Origin of the sequence: Streptomyces sp. NPDC057302, assembly GCF_042667685.1 — a bacterium.
In the GTDB taxonomy this organism is placed as follows: Bacteria; Actinomycetota; Actinomycetes; order Streptomycetales; family Streptomycetaceae; genus Streptomyces.
On the sequence record NZ_JBHUZJ010000050.1, the window covers coordinates 46,551 to 66,124 of the forward strand.

The window sequence follows — 19,574 nt, forward strand, 5'->3', positions numbered from 1 at the left end:
CAGCAGGAGAGGGACGATGTTCGACACCGTGCTGGTCGCCAACCGAGGCGAGATCGCGGTCCGCGTGATCCGGACGCTGCGGGCGCTGGGCGTGCGCTCGGTCGCCGTGTTCAGCGACGCGGACGCGGACGCCCGGCACGTGCGCGAGGCGGACACCGCCGTGCGCCTGGGCCCCGCGCCGGCCGCCGAGAGCTATCTCTCGGCCGAGCGGCTGCTGGGCGCGGCGGCCCGCAGCGGCGCCCAGGCGGTCCACCCGGGGTACGGCTTCCTGGCGGAGAACGCGGAGTTCGCTCGGGCCTGTACGGAGGCGGGCCTGGTCTTCATCGGGCCGCCCGCTTCGGCGATCGACCTGATGGGCGACAAGATCCGCGCCAAGGAGACGGTCGAGGCGGCCGGGGTCCCGGTCGTCCCCGGCTCCTCCGGCAGTGGCCTGACCGACGCCCAACTGGCCGACGCCGCCCGGGAGATCGGCATGCCGGTGCTGCTCAAGCCGTCGGCGGGCGGCGGCGGCAAGGGCATGCGGCTCGTGCGGGACGCGGCGCTACTAGCGGACGAGATCGCCGCCGCGCGACGCGAGGCGCGGTCCTCCTTCGGTGACGACACGCTGCTCGTGGAGCGGTGGATCGACCGCCCCCGGCACATCGAGATCCAGGTCCTCGCGGACGGCCACGGCCAGGTGATCCACCTCGGCGAGCGCGAGTGCTCGCTCCAGCGCCGCCACCAGAAGATCATCGAGGAGGCTCCCAGCGTCCTGCTCGACGAGGCCACGCGCGCGTCGATGGGCGAGGCGGCGGTCCAGGCGGCGCGCTCCTGCGGATATGCGGGGGCGGGCACGGTGGAGTTCATCGTGCCGGGCAAGGACCCGGCTTCGTACTACTTCATGGAGATGAACACCCGGCTCCAGGTGGAGCACCCGGTCACGGAGCTCATCACCGGCATCGACCTGGTGGAGTGGCAACTGCGGGTCGCCGCCGGTGAGGAACTCCCTTACGGGCAGCAGGACATCACGCTCACGGGCCACGCGATCGAGGCCCGTGTCTGCGCCGAAGACCCCGCCCGCGGCTTCCTGCCGTCGGGCGGGATCGTCCTCGCCCTGCACGAGCCGCAGGGCGACGGCGTGCGGACCGACTCCGGCCTGAGCGAGGGCACGGAGGTCGGGAGTCTGTACGACCCGATGCTGTCGAAGGTCATCGCGTACGGCCCCGACCGCCCGACCGCACTGCGCAAGCTGCGGGCGGCCCTCGCGGAGACGGTCACCCTGGGCGTGCCGACCAACGCGGGCTTCCTGCGGCGGCTCCTCGCCCACCCCGCGGTGGTCTCCGGGGAGTTGGACACCGGCCTGGTGGAGCGCGAGGCGGAAGGCCTCGTCCCCGAAGGCGTGCCCGACGCGGTGTACGAAGCCGCGGCAGCACTCCGCACCACCGCCCTCGAACCCACCGGCGAGGGCTGGCGCGACCCGTTCTCGGTGCCCAAGGGCTGGCGCCTCGGCGGCACCCCGGCCCCGCTGACGCACCACTTCCGCGTACCGGGACAGGAGCCCGTCGCGCACGTCGCGGGCGAGGGCCCGCGCACCGTGGAGCCCGGCCGCGTCACGGTCCACGTGGACGGCCTCACCCACACCTTCCACCACGCCGCCGACTGGCTCGGCAGGGACGGCGACGCCTGGCACGTCCAGGACCACGACCCCGTGGAGGCGAGCCTCACCGGCACCGCCCACAGCGGGGCCGACGCGCTCACCGCCCCCATGCCCGGCACGGTCACGGTCGTCAAGGTCTCCACCGGCGACCGGGTGGCCGAGGGGCAGAGCCTCCTCGTGGTCGAGGCCATGAAGATGGAGCACGTCATCTCCGCCCCGCACGCGGGCACCGTCAGCGAACTCGACGTCACGGCGGGCTCGACCGTCGCCATGGACCAGATCCTGGCCGTGGTGATCCCCGACGCGGCGGACGACGCGGACGACACGGGCGACGCCGACGACACGGAGGGGGACAAGAAATGACCACCGACGCACGGCCCGGCGGCCTCCCCATGGCCGTCCCCGCCCAGGATCTCCCGCCCCGCGTCCGTATCTACGAAGTGGGCGCGCGGGACGGCCTGCAGAACGAGAAGACGGCCGTCCCCACGGAGATCAAGGCGGAGTTCATCCACCGCCTCGCCGCCGCGGGCCTCACCACCGTCGAGGCGACCAGCTTCGTGCACCCCAAGTGGGTGCCCCAACTGGCCGACTCCGAGCAGCTGTTCCCCCTCGTGCGGGACCTCCAGGACAGCGGGGCGGCCAAGCTCCCCGTCCTGGTGCCGAACGACCGCGGCCTGGACCGGGCCCTTGCGCTCGGCGCCCGCGGCATCGCCGTCTTCGTCAGCGCCACGGAGTCCTTCGCCAAGGCCAATCTGAACCGCACGATGGACGAGGCCCTCGCGATGTCGGAGCCGGTGGTGGCCCGCGCGCGTGAGCAGAAGATGCATGTGCGGGGCTACCTGTCCATGTGCTTCGGCGACCCGTGGGAGGGCCCCGTGCCCATCGCCCAGGTCGTCCGCGTCGCGAAGGCGCTCCTGGACATGGGCTGCGAGGAGCTGAGCCTCGGCGACACGATCGGCGTGGCCACACCGGGCCATGTCCAGGCCCTGCTCGCCGAGTTGAACGAAGAGGGCGTGCCGACGGACCGCATCGGCGTGCACTTCCACGACACGTACGGCCAGGCGCTCTCGAACACCCTCGCCGCCCTCCAGCACGGCGTGCGCACGGTCGACGCGTCGGCGGGCGGCCTCGGCGGCTGCCCGTACGCGAAGAGCGCCACCGGCAATCTGGCCACCGAAGACCTCGTATGGATGCTCGACGGCCTCGGTATCGAGACCGGCGTCGATCTCGGCCGGCTCACCGCCACCAGCGCGTGGATGGCCGAACAACTGGGCCGACCCAGCCCGTCCCGCACCGTCCGTGCCCTGACCGGCACCTCCCACCAGGAGCAGTGAAGAACGATGGACCACCGTCTCTCCCCCGAACACGAGGAACTCCGCCGCACGGTCGAGGCGTTCGCGCACGACGTGGTCGCCCCGAAGATCGGCGATCTGTACGAGCGCCACGAGTTCCCGTACGAGATCGTGCGTGAGATGGGCCGCATGGGCCTGTTCGGCCTGCCCTTCCCCGAGGAGTACGGCGGCATGGGCGGCGACTATCTCGCCCTCGGCATCGCGCTCGAAGAGCTGGCGCGGGTCGACTCCTCGGTGGCGATCACCCTGGAGGCGGGCGTATCGCTGGGCGCCATGCCGATCCACCTCTTCGGCACGGACGAGCAGAAGCGGGAGTGGCTGCCCCGGCTCTGCTCCGGTGAACTCCTGGGCGCCTTCGGCCTGACGGAGCCGGACGGCGGCTCGGACGCGGGCGGCACCCGCACGACCGCGGTGCGGGACGGCGACGAGTGGGTGATCAACGGCTCCAAGTGCTTCATCACGAACTCGGGCACGGACATCACGGGCCTGGTCACGGTCACCGCCGTCACCGGCCGCAAGGCGGACGGCCGTCCGCTCATCTCCTCGATCATCGTGCCGTCGGGGACACCCGGGTTCACGGTCGGGGAGCCGTACTCGAAGGTCGGGTGGAACGCGTCGGACACCCGTGAACTGGCCTTCTCGGACGTGCGGGTCCCGGCGGCGAACCTCCTCGGCGAGGAGGGGCGCGGCTACGCCCAGTTCCTGCGGATCCTCGACGAGGGCCGGGTCGCCATCTCCGCCCTTGCGACGGGCCTCGCGCAGGGCTGCGTGGACGAGTCCGTGAAGTACGCCAAGGAGCGGCACGCCTTCGGGAAGCCGATCGGGGCGAACCAGGCGATCCAGTTCAAGATCGCCGACATGGAGACGCGGGCGCACATGGCCCGGGTCGGCTGGCGGGACGCGGCGTCGCGCCTGGTCGGCGGCGAGCCCTTCAAGAAGGAGGCGGCGATCGCGAAGCTCTACTCCTCCACGGTCGCCGTCGACAACGCCCGCGAGGCCACGCAGATCCACGGCGGGTACGGCTTCATGAACGAGTATCCCGTGGCCCGCATGTGGCGGGACTCCAAGATCCTGGAGATCGGCGAGGGCACCAGCGAGGTGCAGCGCATGCTGATCGCCAGGGAGCTGGGATTCGCGGGATAGCCGACGTGGGATAACGACCGGCGCACCGGGGAAGGCGACCGCGGGGCCACTGGAAGCCGGGCCGCTGGACGCCAGGGGCCGCTGGACTTCACATTAGGTTAGGTTAACCTAAGCGCTGGTTCCGGCCAGTGGCCCCACCGCGCCGCCGTCCTCACGAAAGCAGAGACCCTCATATGTCCCACGCCCGCTTCCCTCAGCCCTCCCGCCGCGGCATCCTCGCCGCCGGCGGCGCCCTCGGCCTCACGGCCCTGCTGGCAGCCTGCGGTGACGAGAAGAAGAGCGGCTCGGGCAAGGCGGACGCCGGGGACTCCGGCCCCTGGAGCTTCAAGGACGACCGCGGCACGACCGCCAAGCGGGACGCGACCCCGAAGAACATCGTCGCCTTCACCGGCGTCGCCGCCGCGCTCTTCGACTACGGAGTCGAGGTCAAGGGCGTCTTCGGCCCGACGAAGACCAAGGACGGCAAGCCCGACGTCCAGGCCGGCGACATGGACGTCAGCAAGCTGACGATCCTCGGCAACGAATGGGGCAAGTTCAACATCGAGAAGTACGCGGGCCTCGCCCCCGACCTCCTCGTCTCCACGATGTTCGACACCGCGGGCACCCTGTGGTCCGTCCCCGAGGAGAGCAAGGACAAGATCCTCAAGCTCGCCCCGAGCGTCGGCATCAGCGTCTACGACCGCCAGATGACCCAGCCCCTCCAGCGCCTGCTCGCCCTCGCCGAGTCGCTCGGCGCGGACGTGAAGGCCGACAAGGTCGTCAAGGCGAAGAAGCGCTTCGAGGCCGCCGCCGAGCGCCTGCGCAAGGTCGCCAAGGCGAACAAGGACATCAAGGTCCTCGTCGGCTCGGCGAGTCAGGACATCTTCTACGTCTCCGGGACGAACCTCTCCGCCGACCTGGAGTACTTCAAGTCCCTCGGCGTGAACTTCGTCGAGCCGTCCGAGGCCGCCAAGAAGGCGAGCGGCGGCTGGTTCGAGAACCTGAGCTGGGAGAACGTCAACAAGCACGCCGCCGACGTGATCATGATGGACAACCGCACGGCCACCATCCAGCCCGCGGACATCGAGAAGCCGACCTGGGCGAAGCTGCCCGCGGTCAAGGCCGGTCAGGTCATCCCCCGCGTCACCGAGCCGATCTACTCGTACGACAAGTGCGCCCCGATCCTCGAGGACCTCGCCGACGCGATCGAGAAGGCCAAGAAGGTCAGCTGACCCTGCCCCTTCGAAGGCCCCGCGCGACAGCCCTCTCCGCATTCCGGAGAGGGCTGTTCCGTTTTTGTGCCTCCTGGTGACCAGAGGGACCCCCTGGGTTTAACCCGAGAGGGAGTTAGGTTAGGCTTACCTCACTTCCCCCAAGTCCCCTCACCCAGAGGAAGTTCATGCGCTCGCACCTGCTCAACGACACCACCGCGGAGCGTTACCGCAGTTCCGTGACCGAAGGAGTCGAGCGGGTGGCGGCCAGGATCGCCACCACCTCCCGCCCTTTCACCGGCGTCTCCGTCGACGACCTCGCGCCCCGCATCGAGGCCGTCGACCTGGACGAGCCCCTGCACGACACCATCGCCGCCCTGGACGAGCTCGACGAGCTCTACCTGCGCGATGCCGTGTACTTCCACCATCCCCGCTATCTCGCGCACCTCAACTGCCCGGTCGTCATCCCGGCCGTGCTCGGCGAGGCCATACTCTCCGCGGTCAACTCTTCCCTCGACACCTGGGATCAGTCCGCGGGCGGCACACTGATCGAGCGCCGTCTCATCGACTGGACGGCCGAACGCATCGGGCTCGGCCCGGCCGCCGACGGCGTCTTCACCAGCGGCGGCTCGCAGTCCAACCTCCAGGCCATGCTGCTCGCCCGCGAGGAGGCCGCCAAGGTGGGAAAGCCGGCCTCGCAGCTGCGCATCTTCGCCTCCGAGGTCGGCCACTTCAGCATCCAGAAGGCCGCGACCCTCCTCGGCCTCGGCGAGGACGCCGTGATCGTCATCCCCACCGATCACAACAAGCGCATGCAGACCGTGGCACTCGCCCGCGAGCTGGAGCGCTGCCGCGACAACGACCTCACCCCCATGGCGGTCGTCGCCACGGCGGGCACCACCGACTTCGGCTCCATCGACCCGCTCCCCGAGATCGCCGAGCTCTGCGAGCAGTTCAACACCTGGATGCACGTCGACGCGGCCTACGGCTGCGGACTGCTCGCCTCGCTCAAGAACCGCCACCTCATCGACGGCATCGAGCGCGCCGACTCCGTCACCGTCGACTACCACAAGTCCTTCTTCCAGCCGGTCAGTTCCTCCGCCGTGCTGGTACGGGACCGGTCGACGCTGAGCCACGCGACGTACCACGCGGAGTACCTCAACCCGCGCCGCATGGTGCAGGAGCGCATCCCCAACCAGGTCGACAAGTCCCTCCAGACGACGCGGCGCTTCGACGCCCTGAAGCTGTGGATGACCCTGCGCGTGATGGGCGCCGACGCCATCGGCGAGCTCTTCGACTCCGTCTGCGACATGGCGGACGACGGCTGGCGACTGCTCGCCGCCGACCCCCGCTACGACGTCGTCGTGGAGCCCCAGCTCTCCACGCTCGTCTTCCGCTACATCCCCGCGTCGATCTGCGACCCCACCGCCATCGACCGCGCCAACCTGTACGCCCGCAAGGCGCTGTTCGCCTCCGGTGACGCCGTCGTCGCGGGCACCAAGGTCGGCGAACGCCAGTACCTCAAGTTCACCCTGCTCAATCCCGAGACCACGGTCGCCGACATCACGGCCGTCCTCGATCTGATCGCCGGCCACGCCGAGCAGTACCTGGGAGAGACCCTTGACCGCGCTTCCTGATCACCGAGAACCACTGGACTTCATCGGTATCGGACTGGGCCCCTTCAACCTCGGCCTCGCCTGCCTCACCGAACCCGTCGAAGAGCTCAACGGCCTCTTCCTGGAGTCCAAGCCGGACTTCGAGTGGCACTCGGGCATGTTCCTGGAGGGCGCCCACCTCCAGACCCCGTTCATGTCCGACCTCGTCACCCTCGCGGACCCCACGTCCCCCTACTCCTTCCTCAACTACCTGAAGGAAGCGGGGCGGCTGTACTCCTTCTACATCCGCGAGAACTTCTATCCCCTGCGCACCGAGTACAACGACTACTGCCGCTGGGCCGCGGCGAAGCTCTCCTCGGTCCGCTTCAGCACGACGGTGAGCGAGGTGACGTACGCGGATGACCTGTACGTCGTCCACACCACCGGCGGCGATACCTTCCGCGCCCGCCACCTGGTCCTGGGGACCGGCACTCCGCCGCACATCCCCGAGTCGTGCGCGGACCTCGGCGGGGACTTCATCCACAACTCCCGCTATCTGCAGTCCAAGCAGGAGCTCCAGCAGAAGGAGTCGATCACGCTCGTCGGCAGCGGCCAGTCCGCCGCCGAGATCTACTACGACCTCCTGAGCGAGATCGACGTCCACGGCTACAAGCTCAACTGGGTCACGCGCTCCCCGCGCTTCTTCCCGCTGGAGTACACCAAGCTGACGCTGGAGATGACCTCTCCGGAGTACGTCGACTACTTCCACGCGCTGCCGGAAGCGACCCGCTACCGCCTCCAGGACCAGCAGAAGACGCTCTTCAAGGGCATCGACGGCGACCTGATCAACGAGATCTTCGACCTGCTCTACCAGAAGAACCTCGGCGGCCCGGTCCCCACGCGTCTGCTCACCAACTCCTCGCTGCAGAGCGCCCGTCACGAGAACGGCACCTACACGCTCGGCCTGCGCCAGGACGAGCAGGGCAAGGACTTCGAGCTGAGCTCCGAGGGCCTGATCCTGGCCACCGGCTACCAGTACGTCACGCCCGACTTCCTGGAGCCCGTCCGCGACCGGATCCGCTGGGACGGCCGCGGCCGTTTCGAGGTCGCCCGCAACTACTCGATCGACACCACGGGCCGCGGCATCTTCCTCCAGAACGGAGCCGTGCACAGCCACTCGCTGACCAGCCCCGACCTGGGCATGGGCCCCTACCGCAACGCGTACATCATCGGTGAGCTGCTCGGCGCGGAGTACTACCCCGTCGAGAAGTCCATCGCGTTCCAGGAGTTCGCCGTATGAGCAGCACCGCAGACCTGACCCTGCGCCCCCTCGACCCCCTGAAGGACGCCGAGCTCCTGCACGGCTGGGTCACCCACCCCAAGGCCTCGTTCTGGATGATGCAGGGCGCGACGCTGCCGGACGTCGAGCGCGAGTACATGGCGATCGCCGCCCACGAGCACCACGACGCGTTCATCGGCCTGCACAAAGGCGTCCCCGCCTTCCTGATGGAGCGCTACGACCCCCGGTACGTCGAGCTGGTCGGCCTCTACGACCCCGAGCCCGGCGACGTGGGCATGCACTTCCTCACCGCGCCCTCCGACGTCCGCATCCCCGGCTTCACCCGTGCCGTGATCACCACGGTCATGCGGACGCTCTTCGCCGACCCGGCGGTCCGGCGCGTGGTGGTCGAGCCCGACGTCGACAACAAGGCCGTGCACGCCCTCAACGAAGCCGTCGGGTTCCGGCCGGCCGAAGTCATCCAGAAGCCGGAGAAGAAGGCTCTGCTGAGCTTCTGCACCCGCGAGCAGTTCGAACAGGCAGTACGCGAAGAAGCAGTACGCGAAAGGGAAACGGCGATATGACCCTGTCCGACGCAACGGCGCACCTCTCCCCCGAGCGCTGGGAGCAGGCCAACCGCCTCCTCATCCGCAAAGCCATCGCCGAGTTCGCCCACGAGCGGCTCTTCACCCCGGAGCCACTGGGCGAGGACAAATACGTCATCCGCAGCGACGACGCCCTGACCCGCTACCGCTTCACCGCCAAGCGGCTGCGCCTCGACCACTGGCAGGTCGACGCCGACTCCATCTCGCGGCACCGCGACGGCTCCGAACTCCCGCTGAACGCCCTCGACTTCTTCATCGAGCTGCGCACGGCCCTCGGCCTGAGCGACGAGATCCTGCCGGTCTACCTGGAGGAGATCTCCTCCACCCTCTCCGGCACCTGCTACAAACTCACCAAGCCCGCGATCCCCTCCGCCGAGCTCTCCCGCTCCGGCTTCCAGGAGATCGAGACGGGCATGACCGAGGGCCACCCCTGCTTCGTCGCCAACAACGGGCGGCTCGGTTTCGGCGTGCACGAGTACCTCTCGTACGCTCCCGAGACCGCGAGCCCCGTACGCCTGGTGTGGCTGGCCGCGAGCAAGGAGCGCGCCGCGTTCACCGCGGGCGCCGGGATCGACTACGAGGCGTTCTTCCGGGCCGAGCTCGGCCAGGAGACCCTGGAGCGCTTCGACCGCAAACTCCGTGACCAGGGCCTGGACCCCGAGGACTACCTCCTGATCCCGGCGCACCCCTGGCAGTGGTGGAACAAGCTCTCGGTGACGTTCGCCGCCGAGGTCGCCCAGCGGCATCTGGTCTGCCTGGGCGAGGGCGACGACGAGTACCTGGCCCAGCAGTCGATCCGTACGTTCTTCAACACGAGCGACCCGGCCAAGCACTACGTCAAAACGGCCCTCTCGGTCATCAACATGGGCTTCATGCGCGGGCTTTCGGCCGCGTACATGGAGGCGACCCCGGCGATCAACGACTGGCTCGCGAACCTCATCGAGACCGACGAGACCCTGAAGTCGACCGGCCTGACGATCATCCGCGAGCGCGCGGCCGTCGGCTATCGCCACCTGGAGTACGAGGCCGCGACCGACCGCTACTCCCCGTACCGCAAAATGCTCGCGGCCCTGTGGCGCGAGAGCCCCGTGCCGTCACTGGCGCAGGGCGAGCAACTGGCCACGATGGCCTCGCTGCTGCACACCGACCTCGACGGCGCGTCCTTCGCGGGCGCCCTCATCGAGCGCTCCGGGCTCACCCCCGCCGAGTGGCTGCGCGGCTATCTGCACGCCTACCTGACGCCGCTGCTGCACAGCTTCTACATGTACGACCTCGTCTTCATGCCGCACGGCGAGAACGTCATCCTGGTCCTGAAGGACGGCGTCGTACAGCGGGCGATCTTCAAGGACATCGCCGAGGAGATCGCGGTCATGGACCCGGACGCGGTGCTCCCGCCGACGGTGGAGCGGCTGCGGGTCGAGGTGCCCGACGACCAGAAGCTCCTGTCGATCTTCACGGACGTCTTCGACTGCTTCTTCCGCTTCCTGTCCGCGAACCTCGTCACCGAGGGCCTGGTGGACGAGGAGACGTTCTGGGGCGCCGTCGCCGAGTGCGTCACCGCCTACCAGGAGGCCACGCCCCAACTGGCCGACAAGTTCAAGCAGTTCGACATGTTCGCCCCCGAGTTCGCGCGCTCCTGCCTGAACAGGCTCCAGCTTCGGGACAACGAGCAGATGGTGGACCTCGCCGATCCGGCGGGCGCGCTCCAGCTGGTCGGGACGCTGAAGAACCCGATCGCGTAAGCGGTCGTCGCACACGAGCCGAGTGGGCTCCCGGGACGGTCCCCGGGAGCCCACTCATGTTCGTACGCTCGTGACTACTCGCCGGGCCAGGGCACCTCGGGCGACTTGTAGTAGCCGATGCCGAGCGCGTCCCAGCGCGGGCCCTGCTCGGCGAGCCGCTGCTTGTACGTGCCCCAGTCGTGCGTCGACGCGGGCGACCAGCCGAGCTCGGCGATGCCGGGCAGCCGTGGGAACGCCATGTACTCGATGTGCGCGGAGGTCGAGAGCGTCTCCGACCACAGCTCCGCCTCGACACCCTTGATGGAGTCCGCGGGCGCGCCCGCCAGGTACGTGGCCGGGTTCCAGTCGTAGCTGCGCTGGACCGAGACGTAGCCCGCCCAGGAGAGGCCGAGCGGGGTGTCCTTGTCGTACTTCATGTCGAGGTAGGACCGGTCGGCCGGCGAGAGGACCAGCTTGGTGCCCTTCTTCGCCGCGTCCGCGACCTGCGCGCGCTCGGCGGCGCTGGTGGCGTCGTAGCCCCAGTACTGCGCGAGGGCGCCCTTGGCGGGCGTGGCGCCGGTCAGCTGGTGCCAGCCGATGACGGTCTTGCCGTACTTGGCGACGACCGGCTGGACCTTGTTCATGAACTCCACGTAGTCCTCGTGGCTGGTGGAGTGCGCCTCGTCGCCGCCGATGTGGATGTACTTGCCGGGTGTCAGGGCGGCGATCTCACGGATGACGTCGTCCACGAAGTCGTACGTGACGGCCTTCTTCACGCACAGCGAGCTGAAGCCGACCTCGGTGCCGGTGTAGAGCGGGGGCGCCACGCCGTCGCAGTTCAGCTGGGCGTACGAGGCGAGCGCGGCGTTCGTGTGGCCCGGCATGTCGATCTCGGGGATCACTTCGAGCTGCCGCGATGCCGCGTAATTGACGATGTCCTTGTACTGGGCCTTCGTGTAGTAGCCGCCCTTGCCGCCGCCGACCTGCGTGGAGCCGCCGTACGTCGCGAGCTTGGGCCAGGAGTCGATGGCGATGCGCCAGCCCTGGTCGTCGCTCAGGTGCAGGTGCAGCTTGTTGACCTTGTAGAGCGACATCTGGTCGATGTAGCGCTTGACCTTGTCGACCGAGAAGAAGTGCCGCGACACGTCGAGCATGGCACCGCGGTGCTCATAGCGGGGCTCGTCCTTGATGGTGCCGCCCGCGACCAGCCAGGGGCCCTTCTGCTTGGTCTTATGCTCGGCGGACGCGGGCAGTTGCTGCCGCAGCGTCTGGACGCCGTAGAAGAGACCGGCGGACTTGCGGGCCGTGACGGTGACGGAGCCGCGCTTGGATTCGAGGCGGTAGCCCTCGTTCCCCAGGGACTTGTCCTTGGGGTTCAGGCGCAGCCGGATGCCGTCGCCGCCACCGTCGTCGGTCACCTTCAGGGAGTAGCCGGTGGAGGGGCGCAGGACGCCCGCCAGATAGCTGCCGATCCGGTGCGCGTCGCGCGAGTCGTCGACCCGGATGCGGGTCTTGGAGTTGATCTCGTACGGGGATCCGCCCGGGACGGCGGACGCGGGGGCCGGGATCACCCGGCCGAGCGGGGTCGGGGCGGCGGCTGCCTTCCCCGCTCCGCTCCCGCCACCCGGCACAGCGGCCACGGACGAGAATCCGGCCGCGGCCACGAGCAGCAACGAGCCGAACAGGCGGGTCGATCTGTGGTGCTGTCTCACGAGCGGGTCCCTTCGACGGGCCATCACTGTGGTGCATCTCAATCGAACGCTCACCATGGGACCCTCGCACCCCGTGGCGGGTCAAGGGTGTAGACCACTTCGGCCGCCCACCGATGGAAGAATCGCCCCCATGGCGGAAATCATCCAGCGCGACGGGACCTGGACCTTCGACGGAGAGACGCTGCGCCTTGTGCCGGGACGCGACAAGAACGTGTCTCTGCTGCGCAAGTCGCTGGGAGAACTGGCCGTGCCGCTGAGCGCGTTGGCCGGTATCGCCTTCGAGCAGGGCAAGAAGTCGGGGCGCCTGCGGCTGCGGCTTCGGGACGGCGCGGATCCGCTGCTCCAGGCGGCCGGGGGCAAGCTCGGGGACGCGGCGGACCCGTACCAGCTGACGGTGGAGTCGGACCGCTACGGGGTGGCGGAGTACGTGGTGGACGAGGTCCGCAACGCGCTCCTGATCGAGCAGGTGCCGTCCGCGACCTGTGACGGCTATCTGCTGCCGGGGCCTTCGGTGCCGCTGTCGGTGTCGGCGGGGGACGGCACGGCGAGCTTCGACGGCGAGCACATCCGCCTGGAGTGGAACTGGAAGACGGAGGAGGCGAAGTCGGCGGCCGGTACGCGCTCGCTGGCGCTCTCCGAGGTCGCCGCGGTGGAGTGGCAGCCCGCGGTGGGCCTGGAGAACGGCTACCTCCGCTTCACCGTGCGGCACGCGCCCACCAAGGCCCCGCCGAAGTACGACCCGAACTCGGTCGAGCTGTGGGGGTTCAAGAAGGATCCCCTGATGGCGTTGGTGGCCGCGGCCGTGCAGGCGCGGCTGCCGCATCCGGCGGCGGCGTCGGCGGAGGCCCCGGACTCGCCCCTCGCCCTGGCGAAGCAGCCCGCGCCCACGCCCGCCGTGCCCGCCGAGGACGATCATGACGCGCTCCTGCGGCGCCTGCGTGAGCTGGGCGATTTGCATCAGGCCGGGATACTCACGGACGAGGAGTTCACCGCGGCCAAGCAGGCCGTGCTGAAGCGGCTCTAGCCCGCTCCACTCCGCATCGGGGCCTATTTTCGACGCGCTCCTGCCCGATACCGGGCAGGATTGTTGCACCCAGGGGGCTATTCCTTCAGGATCAACGAATGCACGACGACCTGGTGGACCATCTGACCCGCAGCACCCCGCTCCAGCGGGGCGAAGCGCTGCGGGTCGTCCAGGACGTGCTCGCCTACTTCGACGAGACGACCGAACAGTTCGTCCGTCGCCGCCACCGCGAACTGCAAGGTCAGGGCCTGCTGAACGCGGCGATCTTCGAACAGATCTCGGCGGATCTCGAATACCGCGCGGTCGCGCCGCCCGAGCTCACGCTCCGGCAGCTGCGCCGCATCATCTACGGCTAGGACACCCTCTATGTGCGGAATCGTCGGTTATATCGGCAAGCGTGACGTGGCCCCCCTCCTCCTCGAAGGCCTCCAGCGCCTGGAGTACCGCGGCTACGACTCCGCGGGCGTCGTCATCACCAGTCCCAAGGCCTCCGGCCTGAAGATGGTCAAGGCGAAGGGCCGCGTCCGCGACCTGGAGGCCAAGGTGCCCGCCCGCTTCAAGGGCACCACCGGCATCGCCCACACCCGCTGGGCCACCCACGGCGCCCCCTCCGACGAGAACGCGCACCCGCACATGTCGGTCGACGACAAGGTCGCCGTCGTCCACAACGGCATCATCGACAACGCCTCCGAGCTGCGCGCCAAGCTCACCGCCGACGGCATCGAGTTCCTCTCCGAGACGGACACCGAGGTCCTGGTCCACCTCATCGCCCGCTCCCAGGCGGACAAGCTGGAGGAGAAGGTCCGCGAGGCCCTGCGCCACGTCGAGGGCACGTACGGCATCGCCGTCCTGCACGCCGACTTCAACGACCGCATCGTCGTCGCCCGCAACGGCTCCCCCGTCGTCCTGGGCATCGGCGAGAAGGAGATGTTCGTCGCCTCGGACGTCGCCGCGCTCGTCTCGCACACCCGCCAGGTCGTCACCCTCGACGACGGCGAGATGGCCACGATCAAGGCCGACGACTACCGCACGTACACGACCGAGGGCTCGCGCACGACCGCCTCGCCGACCACCGTGGAGTGGGAGGCCGAGTCGTACGACATGGGCGGCCACGACACGTACATGCACAAGGAGATCTTCGAGCAGCCCGACGCCGTGGACCGCGTCCTGCGCGGCCGCATCGACGACCGCTTCTCCACCGTGCACCTCGGCGGCCTGAACCTCGACGCGCACGACGCCCGCAAGGTGCGCCGCGTCAAGATCCTCGGCTGCGGCACCTCGTACCACGCGGGCATGATCGGCGCCCAGATGATCGAGGAGCTGGCCCGCATCCCCGCCGACGCGGAGCCCGCGTCCGAGTTCCGCTACCGCAACCCGGTGGTGGACCCCGACACGCTCTACATCGCCGTCTCCCAGTCCGGCGAGACGTACGACGTGCTGGCCGCCGTCCAGGAGCTCAAGCGCAAGGGCGCCCGCGTCCTGGGCGTCGTGAACGTCGTCGGCTCGGCGATCGCCCGTGAGGCCGACGCGGGCGTGTACGTCCACGCGGGCCCCGAGGTCTGCGTCGTCTCGACCAAGTGCTTCACGAACACCACGGTCGCCTTCGGCCTGCTCGCCCTGCACCTGGGCCGCATCCGTGACCTGTCGGTCTCCGACGGCAAGCGGATCATCGAGGGCCTGCGCAAGCTGCCCGGCCAGATCTCGGAGATCCTCAAGCAGGAGGACGAGATCAAGAAGATCGCCAGGGACTACGCGGAGGCGCGCTCGATGCTCTTCATCGGACGCGTACGCGGCTACCCCGTCGCCCGCGAGGCCTCGCTCAAGCTCAAGGAGGTCTCGTACATCCACGCCGAGGCCTACCCCGCGTCCGAGCTCAAGCACGGTCCGCTCGCGCTCATCGAGCCCGCGCTTCCGACGGTGGCGATCGTCCCGAACGACGACCTCCTGGAGAAGAACCGCGCCGCCCTCGAAGAGATCAAGGCCCGCAGCGGCAAGATCCTCGCGGTCGCGCACCAGGAGCAGGAGAAGGCCGACCAGACCATCCTGGTCCCCAAGAACGAGAACGAGCTGGACCCGATCCTGATGGGTATCCCGCTTCAACTCCTCGCCTACCACACGGCATTGGCCCTGGGCCGGGACATCGACAAGCCGAGGAACCTCGCGAAGTCGGTCACCGTCGAGTAGGTCCGCACCGCGGAACCCCTTGAAAGTGAACGACTCCTCGCGCGTGCCACCAAGCGCGCGAGGAGTCGTTCTTCAGGAGCCGGGGGCGCCCATTCCCCCGACCCGCGCCTGCCTCAGCCGGTGGCCGTCACTCCACGGTCGGCAGGTGGTCGTGCCATCTGTGCGGACCCTTCTGTACGTACCCTTCACAAGGGCACAACCCACCTGTACGCACGAGTAGATTTATCTACGGGGCAAGGAAGTTGACGCCGCGCCACCCCTGTCCCACCTGGGACGAAGACGCGTTACGGAATGACCACGACGGGCCGTTGCGCGCGGCGCGCGAGCCGGCCCGCGACCGAGCCGAAGATGCGCCCCACGATTCCGTGCGTCGATCCGACGACGATCGCGTCCGCCGAGTACTCCCGGCCGACCTCTTCGAGTTCGTGGCAGATGTCGCCGCCGCGCTCGACGAGGATCCAGGGCACCTCGGCCAGATAGTCCGCACAGGCCAGTTCGAGACCGAGCACTTCCGTGCGGTGGTCGGGCACGTCGACGAAGACCGGTGGCTCGCAGCCCGCCCACACGGTGGTGGGGAGTCTGTTCGCGACATGCACGATGATCAGACCGGAGCCCGAGCGGTGTGCCATGCCGATCGCGTACGAGAGCGCGCGCTCGCTGGAGGTCGAGCCGTCGAATCCGACGACGACCCCGTGCCGGAAGGCCGGGTCGCAGGAATGACGTGGTTCTTCAGCCGCCTGGGGGGTCGCCGTGGGATCGGCGACCTGCCGCTTGCGGTCCGCTGGTTCGGAGAATTCGTGACCGGCCATGGGTGTCTCGGCGAAGGAGTCCTCTGTGGGAGGGTCGGCTTTGTTCGGGTCGTACGGCGCAGTATGGAGCAGATCGGGCAGGAACGGGCGGTATCAGGCAGGGACGGGGAGGAGCAGCGACCACCGGAGCTGTGTCCGGGAATCATCTTCCCAACCCCATACCCCCAAGGGTACGGCGACACTCCTCTCCTGCCCAGAGCTTGCTATCGGCCCTGCGGGAGCCTCACGGCGTTCACCGGAGCATGCATGAGCGGCGCCCGTATGGCAATGGTTGCTGCCTCGTACAGGCGGTTTGGGCACCCACCCGCGTGGACTGTCGTCGGCCACAAGGTTCACGCCAGTGACCGGCCGGGCGACCACGCGTTGAACCCCGGTACGCCACCGCCACAGGGAGCCCGCCGTGCCTGGACCGCCGCCCGTGTCCTCACAGGTCACGACGCCCTCACATGTCACGCCGCAGAGCCGCCGACGCCTGCCGCACGGCGCGCACGAGCGCCCGCGCGCGGGCGTGCCGGCGCCGCGCGTCGAGGAATCGCCCTCCGCGCCCGCCCAGGACTCGGCGAGCGACGTCGTGCGCTGGGCCGCCTTCAGCTGCGTCCTGGTTCCCGTCGTCCTCGTGGGGTACGGGACATCGCTGGCGGGGGCCGCGGGATCGGCCCTCGGTCTGGTGGCCGTGACAGGGGTCTGCCGGCTGCTTCTGCGGCAGTCCGAGCGGGGGGCGGCGCGGCTCTTCGAGGAGCAGAGCCGCGAGCCCCGGGGACGGCACGGACGGGCGGGCGCGGGGGCGCACAGGGGCGGTCGGCATGCTGGTGGGTCTACGCCGGAGGACTGACCGATTCACGCGCACTCACCCGTATCTTTTCAGCCAACTTCCTATGGCCATGCATTCCTTGGCCGAAGGGGTACTCAACCCCGGTCCCACCAGGGCTGAAAGGCATGCGGAGGCCGTCTGAACCCTACGGGGACCGGCCACGGCGCGGAGGCGCACTTCACAGCAACGCCCGTGAGTGCAACGCTTCGTGATCGACTGCTTCACGCCAAGTTGCCATGTCGACATAGTGCCGGGTCCTTAACTGGTCACCCCGGCAGCACGGGACGCAGTAGATTCGATCATGACTGTATTACGGCGGGGGACTGGTGGAGGACCGAGGGGAAACGTGCAGGAGCGACAGGTCCGACAGGAACGCCAAGAGCGCCGAGAACGCAGGACACGCAGAGACAGAGCACGTCAAGAACAGGGAGCCGCGACGACCGAGGGGGGCTTAGCACCATGAGCCACGACTCCACTGCCGTGCAAGAAGCCGCGTCGCGGAAGCTTTCCGGACGCCGCCGCAGGGAGATTGTCGCGGTGCTGCTGTTCAGCGGTGGCCCCATCTTCGAGAGTTCCATACCGCTCTCCGTGTTCGGGATCGACCGGCAGGACGCCGGGGTCCCGCGATACCGACTGCTGGTCTGTGCCGGTGAAGAGGGTCCGCTGCGTACGACCGGGGGGCTCGAACTCACCGCGCCACATGGCCTGGAGGCGATAGGGCGCGCGGGCACCGTCGTGGTGCCGGCCTGGCGGTCGATCACATCACCGCCGCCGCCGGAAGCACTCGACGCGCTGCGCCGTGCGCACGAAGAGGGCGCCCGCATCGTGGGGCTCTGTACCGGAGCCTTCGTGCTCGCCGCGGCCGGTCTGCTCGACGGCCGTCCGGCGACGACACACTGGATGTACGCACCGACGCTGGCCAAGCGATATCCGTCCGTCCATGTGGACCCGCGTGAGCTCTTCGTCGACGACGGGGACGTGCTCACGAGTGCGGGGACCGCGGCCGGAATTGATCTGTGTCTGCACATCGTGCGGACGGACCACGGCAACGAAGCGGCGGGCGCGCTCGCCCGCAGGCTCGTCGTGCCTCCGCGCAGGGCAGGCGGCCAGGAGCGCTATCTCGACAGGTCTTTACCTGAGGAGATCGGCGCCGACCCGCTCGCCGAGGTCGTCGCCTGGGCCCTGGAGCATCTCCACGAGCAGTTCGACGTGGAGACGCTGGCCGCGCGCGCCTACATGAGCAGGCGGACCTTCGACCGCAGGTTCCGCTCGCTCACCGGGAGCGCTCCCCTGCAGTGGCTGATCACTCAGCGCGTACTGCAGGCACAGCGGCTGCTCGAGACCTCCGACTACTCCGTCGACGAGGTGGCGGGCCGCTGCGGCTTCCGCTCGCCCGTCGCCCTGCGCGGCCACTTCCGCCGCCAGCTGGGGTCGTCGCCCGCCGCCTACCGGGCCGCTTACCGCGCCCGCAGGCCGCAGGGGGGTGAGCGGGCGCTGCTGGAATCCGCGCCGCCCCTCGCCACCACGGCGACGGTGCACACGGAGAGCGGGCCGGTCCCGTCGCAGACCCGGCGTACGGCGGCGGCGAACGCCTTCGGTCCCTCGGCGTCGCTGTCGGCGGATCCGGGGAAGCCGAACTCGGATGTGTACGCGCCAGGCCGTCCGCCACTGCCCGGCCAGAGGAGTGCGCCGTAGGGTAAGACGCATGAACGATCGCATGGTGTGGATCGACTGCGAGATGACCGGGCTCTCGCTGACGGATGACGCACTTATCGAGGTGGCCGCACTGGTCACCGACTCGGAACTGAACGTGCTCGGCGAAGGTGTGGACATCGTGATCCGCCCGCCGGACGCGGCGCTGGAGACCATGCCCGAGGTGGTGCGCAAAATGCACACCACCTCGGGGCTCCTCGACGAGCTGGCGTCGGGCACGACGCTGGCCGACGCCGAGGAGCAGGTCCTGGCGTACGTACGTGAGCACGTCAAGGAGCCCCGCAAGGCTCCGCTCTGCGGGAACTCGGTCGGCACCGACCGGGGCTTCCTGCTGCGCGACATGGGAACACTGGAGGAGTTTCTCCACTACCGCATCGTCGACGTGTCCTCCATCAAGGAACTCGCCCGGCGGTGGTACCCCCGGGCGTACTTCAACAGCCCGGACAAGAACGGCAACCACCGGGCACTGGCCGACATCCGCGAATCCATCGCCGAGCTCCGCTACTACCGCGAGGCGGTCTTCGTGCCGCAGCCCGGACCGGACTCGGACACCGCCAAATCCATCGCGGCCAAGTACGTGCTGCCTGCGGAGTAGCCTCCGCGGAACCCCTCTGTACGGGGTCCGGAAAACGCGTGCGCGAGCACCCCTTCGGACCCTGTACACTTTTTCTCGGCCGGTCGGAAGAAAGAAAAACGACCGGACATGGTGGGTGTAGCTCAGTTGGTAGAGCACCTGGTTGTGGTCCAGGTGGCCGCGGGTTCAAGTCCCGTCACTCACCCTGATAGATCAAGGCCCGGTC

16 protein-coding genes and 1 tRNA gene are annotated in these 19,574 nt (G+C 69.0%); 15 read left to right on the top strand and 2 right to left on the bottom strand.

Annotation, left to right across the window (positions count from 1 at the left end; all coding sequences use genetic code 11):
* Positions 1 to 16 precede the first annotated feature (16 nt).
* The 8 genes from ACFUPX_RS29090 (at position 17) to ACFUPX_RS29125 (ending at position 10,542) form a co-directional block, all read left to right on the top strand.
* A complete protein-coding gene (locus tag ACFUPX_RS29090; protein ID WP_383328989.1) occupies positions 17 to 1,999 on the top strand; it encodes a biotin carboxylase N-terminal domain-containing protein in 1,983 nt (660 codons plus the stop codon).
* The gene (locus ACFUPX_RS29095) at positions 1,996 to 2,970 is read left to right on the top strand and encodes a hydroxymethylglutaryl-CoA lyase (RefSeq protein ID WP_383328992.1); all 975 of its coding nucleotides are present in this window, start codon (positions 1,996 to 1,998) and stop codon (positions 2,968 to 2,970) included. Before ACFUPX_RS29090 ends, ACFUPX_RS29095 begins: the two co-directional genes overlap by 4 nt.
* Positions 2,971 to 2,976: 6 nt before the next feature.
* Entirely contained in the window at positions 2,977 to 4,131 is a 1,155-nt protein-coding gene (locus ACFUPX_RS29100; protein ID WP_383328995.1) for an acyl-CoA dehydrogenase family protein, read from the top strand.
* Between the two features lie 173 nt (positions 4,132 to 4,304).
* Positions 4,305 to 5,342, top strand: coding sequence for an ABC transporter substrate-binding protein (locus tag ACFUPX_RS29105; RefSeq protein ID WP_383328998.1), 1,038 nt, complete (start codon positions 4,305 to 4,307; stop codon positions 5,340 to 5,342).
* 167 nt (positions 5,343 to 5,509) lie between these two features.
* Positions 5,510 to 6,958 (top strand): pyridoxal phosphate-dependent decarboxylase family protein, encoded by a 1,449-nt coding sequence (locus tag ACFUPX_RS29110; protein WP_383329001.1) that lies wholly within the window; start codon positions 5,510 to 5,512, stop codon positions 6,956 to 6,958.
* Positions 6,942 to 8,216: a lysine N(6)-hydroxylase/L-ornithine N(5)-oxygenase family protein gene (locus ACFUPX_RS29115; protein WP_383329004.1), complete on the top strand. Its 1,275-nt coding sequence runs from the start codon at positions 6,942 to 6,944 to the stop codon at positions 8,214 to 8,216. The genes ACFUPX_RS29110 and ACFUPX_RS29115 overlap by 17 nt, the downstream gene beginning before the upstream one ends.
* Positions 8,213 to 8,779: a GNAT family N-acetyltransferase gene (locus ACFUPX_RS29120; RefSeq protein ID WP_383329007.1), complete on the top strand. Its 567-nt coding sequence runs from the start codon at positions 8,213 to 8,215 to the stop codon at positions 8,777 to 8,779. The genes ACFUPX_RS29115 and ACFUPX_RS29120 overlap by 4 nt, the downstream gene beginning before the upstream one ends.
* Positions 8,776 to 10,542: an IucA/IucC family protein gene (locus ACFUPX_RS29125; protein ID WP_383329009.1), complete on the top strand. Its 1,767-nt coding sequence runs from the start codon at positions 8,776 to 8,778 to the stop codon at positions 10,540 to 10,542. Before ACFUPX_RS29120 ends, ACFUPX_RS29125 begins: the two co-directional genes overlap by 4 nt.
* Positions 10,543 to 10,616: 74 nt before the next feature.
* Here ACFUPX_RS29125 and ACFUPX_RS29130 read toward each other — a convergent pair whose 3' ends face one another.
* Positions 10,617 to 12,233 (bottom strand): beta-N-acetylhexosaminidase, encoded by a 1,617-nt coding sequence (locus ACFUPX_RS29130; protein WP_383329012.1) that lies wholly within the window; start codon positions 12,231 to 12,233, stop codon positions 10,617 to 10,619.
* A gap of 130 nt (positions 12,234 to 12,363) precedes the next feature.
* On the opposite strand from ACFUPX_RS29130, the gene ACFUPX_RS29135 reads away from it, so the two are divergent.
* The 3 genes from ACFUPX_RS29135 (at position 12,364) to glmS (ending at position 15,441) form a co-directional block, all read left to right on the top strand.
* A complete protein-coding gene (locus tag ACFUPX_RS29135) occupies positions 12,364 to 13,257 on the top strand; it encodes a DUF4429 domain-containing protein (protein WP_383329015.1) in 894 nt (297 codons plus the stop codon).
* Positions 13,258 to 13,355: 98 nt separating this feature from the next.
* Complete coding sequence (locus ACFUPX_RS29140) at positions 13,356 to 13,613, top strand: hypothetical protein (RefSeq protein WP_383329018.1); 258 nt, start codon at positions 13,356 to 13,358, stop codon at positions 13,611 to 13,613.
* Between the two features lie 10 nt (positions 13,614 to 13,623).
* Positions 13,624 to 15,441 (top strand): glutamine--fructose-6-phosphate transaminase (isomerizing), encoded by a 1,818-nt coding sequence (gene glmS / locus ACFUPX_RS29145; RefSeq protein WP_383329021.1) that lies wholly within the window; start codon positions 13,624 to 13,626, stop codon positions 15,439 to 15,441.
* Between the two features lie 284 nt (positions 15,442 to 15,725).
* On the opposite strand, the gene ACFUPX_RS29150 is transcribed toward glmS, so the two are convergent.
* A complete protein-coding gene (locus tag ACFUPX_RS29150) occupies positions 15,726 to 16,250 on the bottom strand; it encodes a universal stress protein (RefSeq protein ID WP_135333169.1) in 525 nt (174 codons plus the stop codon).
* A 508-nt stretch (positions 16,251 to 16,758) separates the two neighbouring features.
* Here ACFUPX_RS29150 and ACFUPX_RS29155 point away from each other — a divergent pair.
* From ACFUPX_RS29155 to ACFUPX_RS29170, 4 genes are all read left to right on the top strand, one after another.
* Positions 16,759 to 17,082, top strand: a complete 324-nt coding sequence (locus tag ACFUPX_RS29155) for a hypothetical protein (protein WP_383329032.1) — start codon at positions 16,759 to 16,761, stop codon at positions 17,080 to 17,082.
* A gap of 438 nt (positions 17,083 to 17,520) precedes the next feature.
* Positions 17,521 to 18,756 carry a GlxA family transcriptional regulator gene (locus tag ACFUPX_RS29160; protein ID WP_383329024.1) on the top strand — a complete coding sequence of 412 codons (1,236 nt, stop codon included), beginning with the start codon at positions 17,521 to 17,523 and terminating at the stop codon, positions 18,754 to 18,756.
* 10 nt (positions 18,757 to 18,766) lie between these two features.
* Positions 18,767 to 19,369 carry an oligoribonuclease gene (gene orn / locus ACFUPX_RS29165; protein WP_383329027.1) on the top strand — a complete coding sequence of 201 codons (603 nt, stop codon included), beginning with the start codon at positions 18,767 to 18,769 and terminating at the stop codon, positions 19,367 to 19,369.
* A gap of 111 nt (positions 19,370 to 19,480) precedes the next feature.
* A tRNA-His gene (locus tag ACFUPX_RS29170) sits at positions 19,481 to 19,553 on the top strand.
* Positions 19,554 to 19,574 lie beyond the last annotated feature (21 nt).

Bases quoted from the DNA above. Each gene is read 5' to 3' on its own strand.
- ACFUPX_RS29160 (WP_383329024.1), top strand. From the start codon at position 17,521: ATGAGCCACGACTCCACTGCCGTGCAAGAAGCCGCGTCGCGGAAGCTT.
- ACFUPX_RS29150 (WP_135333169.1), bottom strand. From the start codon at position 16,250: ATGGCCGGTCACGAATTCTCCGAACCAGCGGACCGCAAGCGGCAGGTC.
- ACFUPX_RS29125 (WP_383329009.1), top strand. From the start codon at position 8,776: ATGACCCTGTCCGACGCAACGGCGCACCTCTCCCCCGAGCGCTGGGAG.
- ACFUPX_RS29135 (WP_383329015.1), top strand. From the start codon at position 12,364: ATGGCGGAAATCATCCAGCGCGACGGGACCTGGACCTTCGACGGAGAG.
- ACFUPX_RS29090 (WP_383328989.1), top strand. From the start codon at position 17: ATGTTCGACACCGTGCTGGTCGCCAACCGAGGCGAGATCGCGGTCCGC.
- orn (WP_383329027.1), top strand. From the start codon at position 18,767: ATGAACGATCGCATGGTGTGGATCGACTGCGAGATGACCGGGCTCTCG.
- ACFUPX_RS29100 (WP_383328995.1), top strand. From the start codon at position 2,977: ATGGACCACCGTCTCTCCCCCGAACACGAGGAACTCCGCCGCACGGTC.
- ACFUPX_RS29110 (WP_383329001.1), top strand. From the start codon at position 5,510: ATGCGCTCGCACCTGCTCAACGACACCACCGCGGAGCGTTACCGCAGT.
- ACFUPX_RS29140 (WP_383329018.1), top strand. From the start codon at position 13,356: ATGCACGACGACCTGGTGGACCATCTGACCCGCAGCACCCCGCTCCAG.
- glmS (WP_383329021.1), top strand. From the start codon at position 13,624: ATGTGCGGAATCGTCGGTTATATCGGCAAGCGTGACGTGGCCCCCCTC.
- ACFUPX_RS29120 (WP_383329007.1), top strand. From the start codon at position 8,213: ATGAGCAGCACCGCAGACCTGACCCTGCGCCCCCTCGACCCCCTGAAG.
- ACFUPX_RS29105 (WP_383328998.1), top strand. From the start codon at position 4,305: ATGTCCCACGCCCGCTTCCCTCAGCCCTCCCGCCGCGGCATCCTCGCC.
- ACFUPX_RS29095 (WP_383328992.1), top strand. From the start codon at position 1,996: ATGACCACCGACGCACGGCCCGGCGGCCTCCCCATGGCCGTCCCCGCC.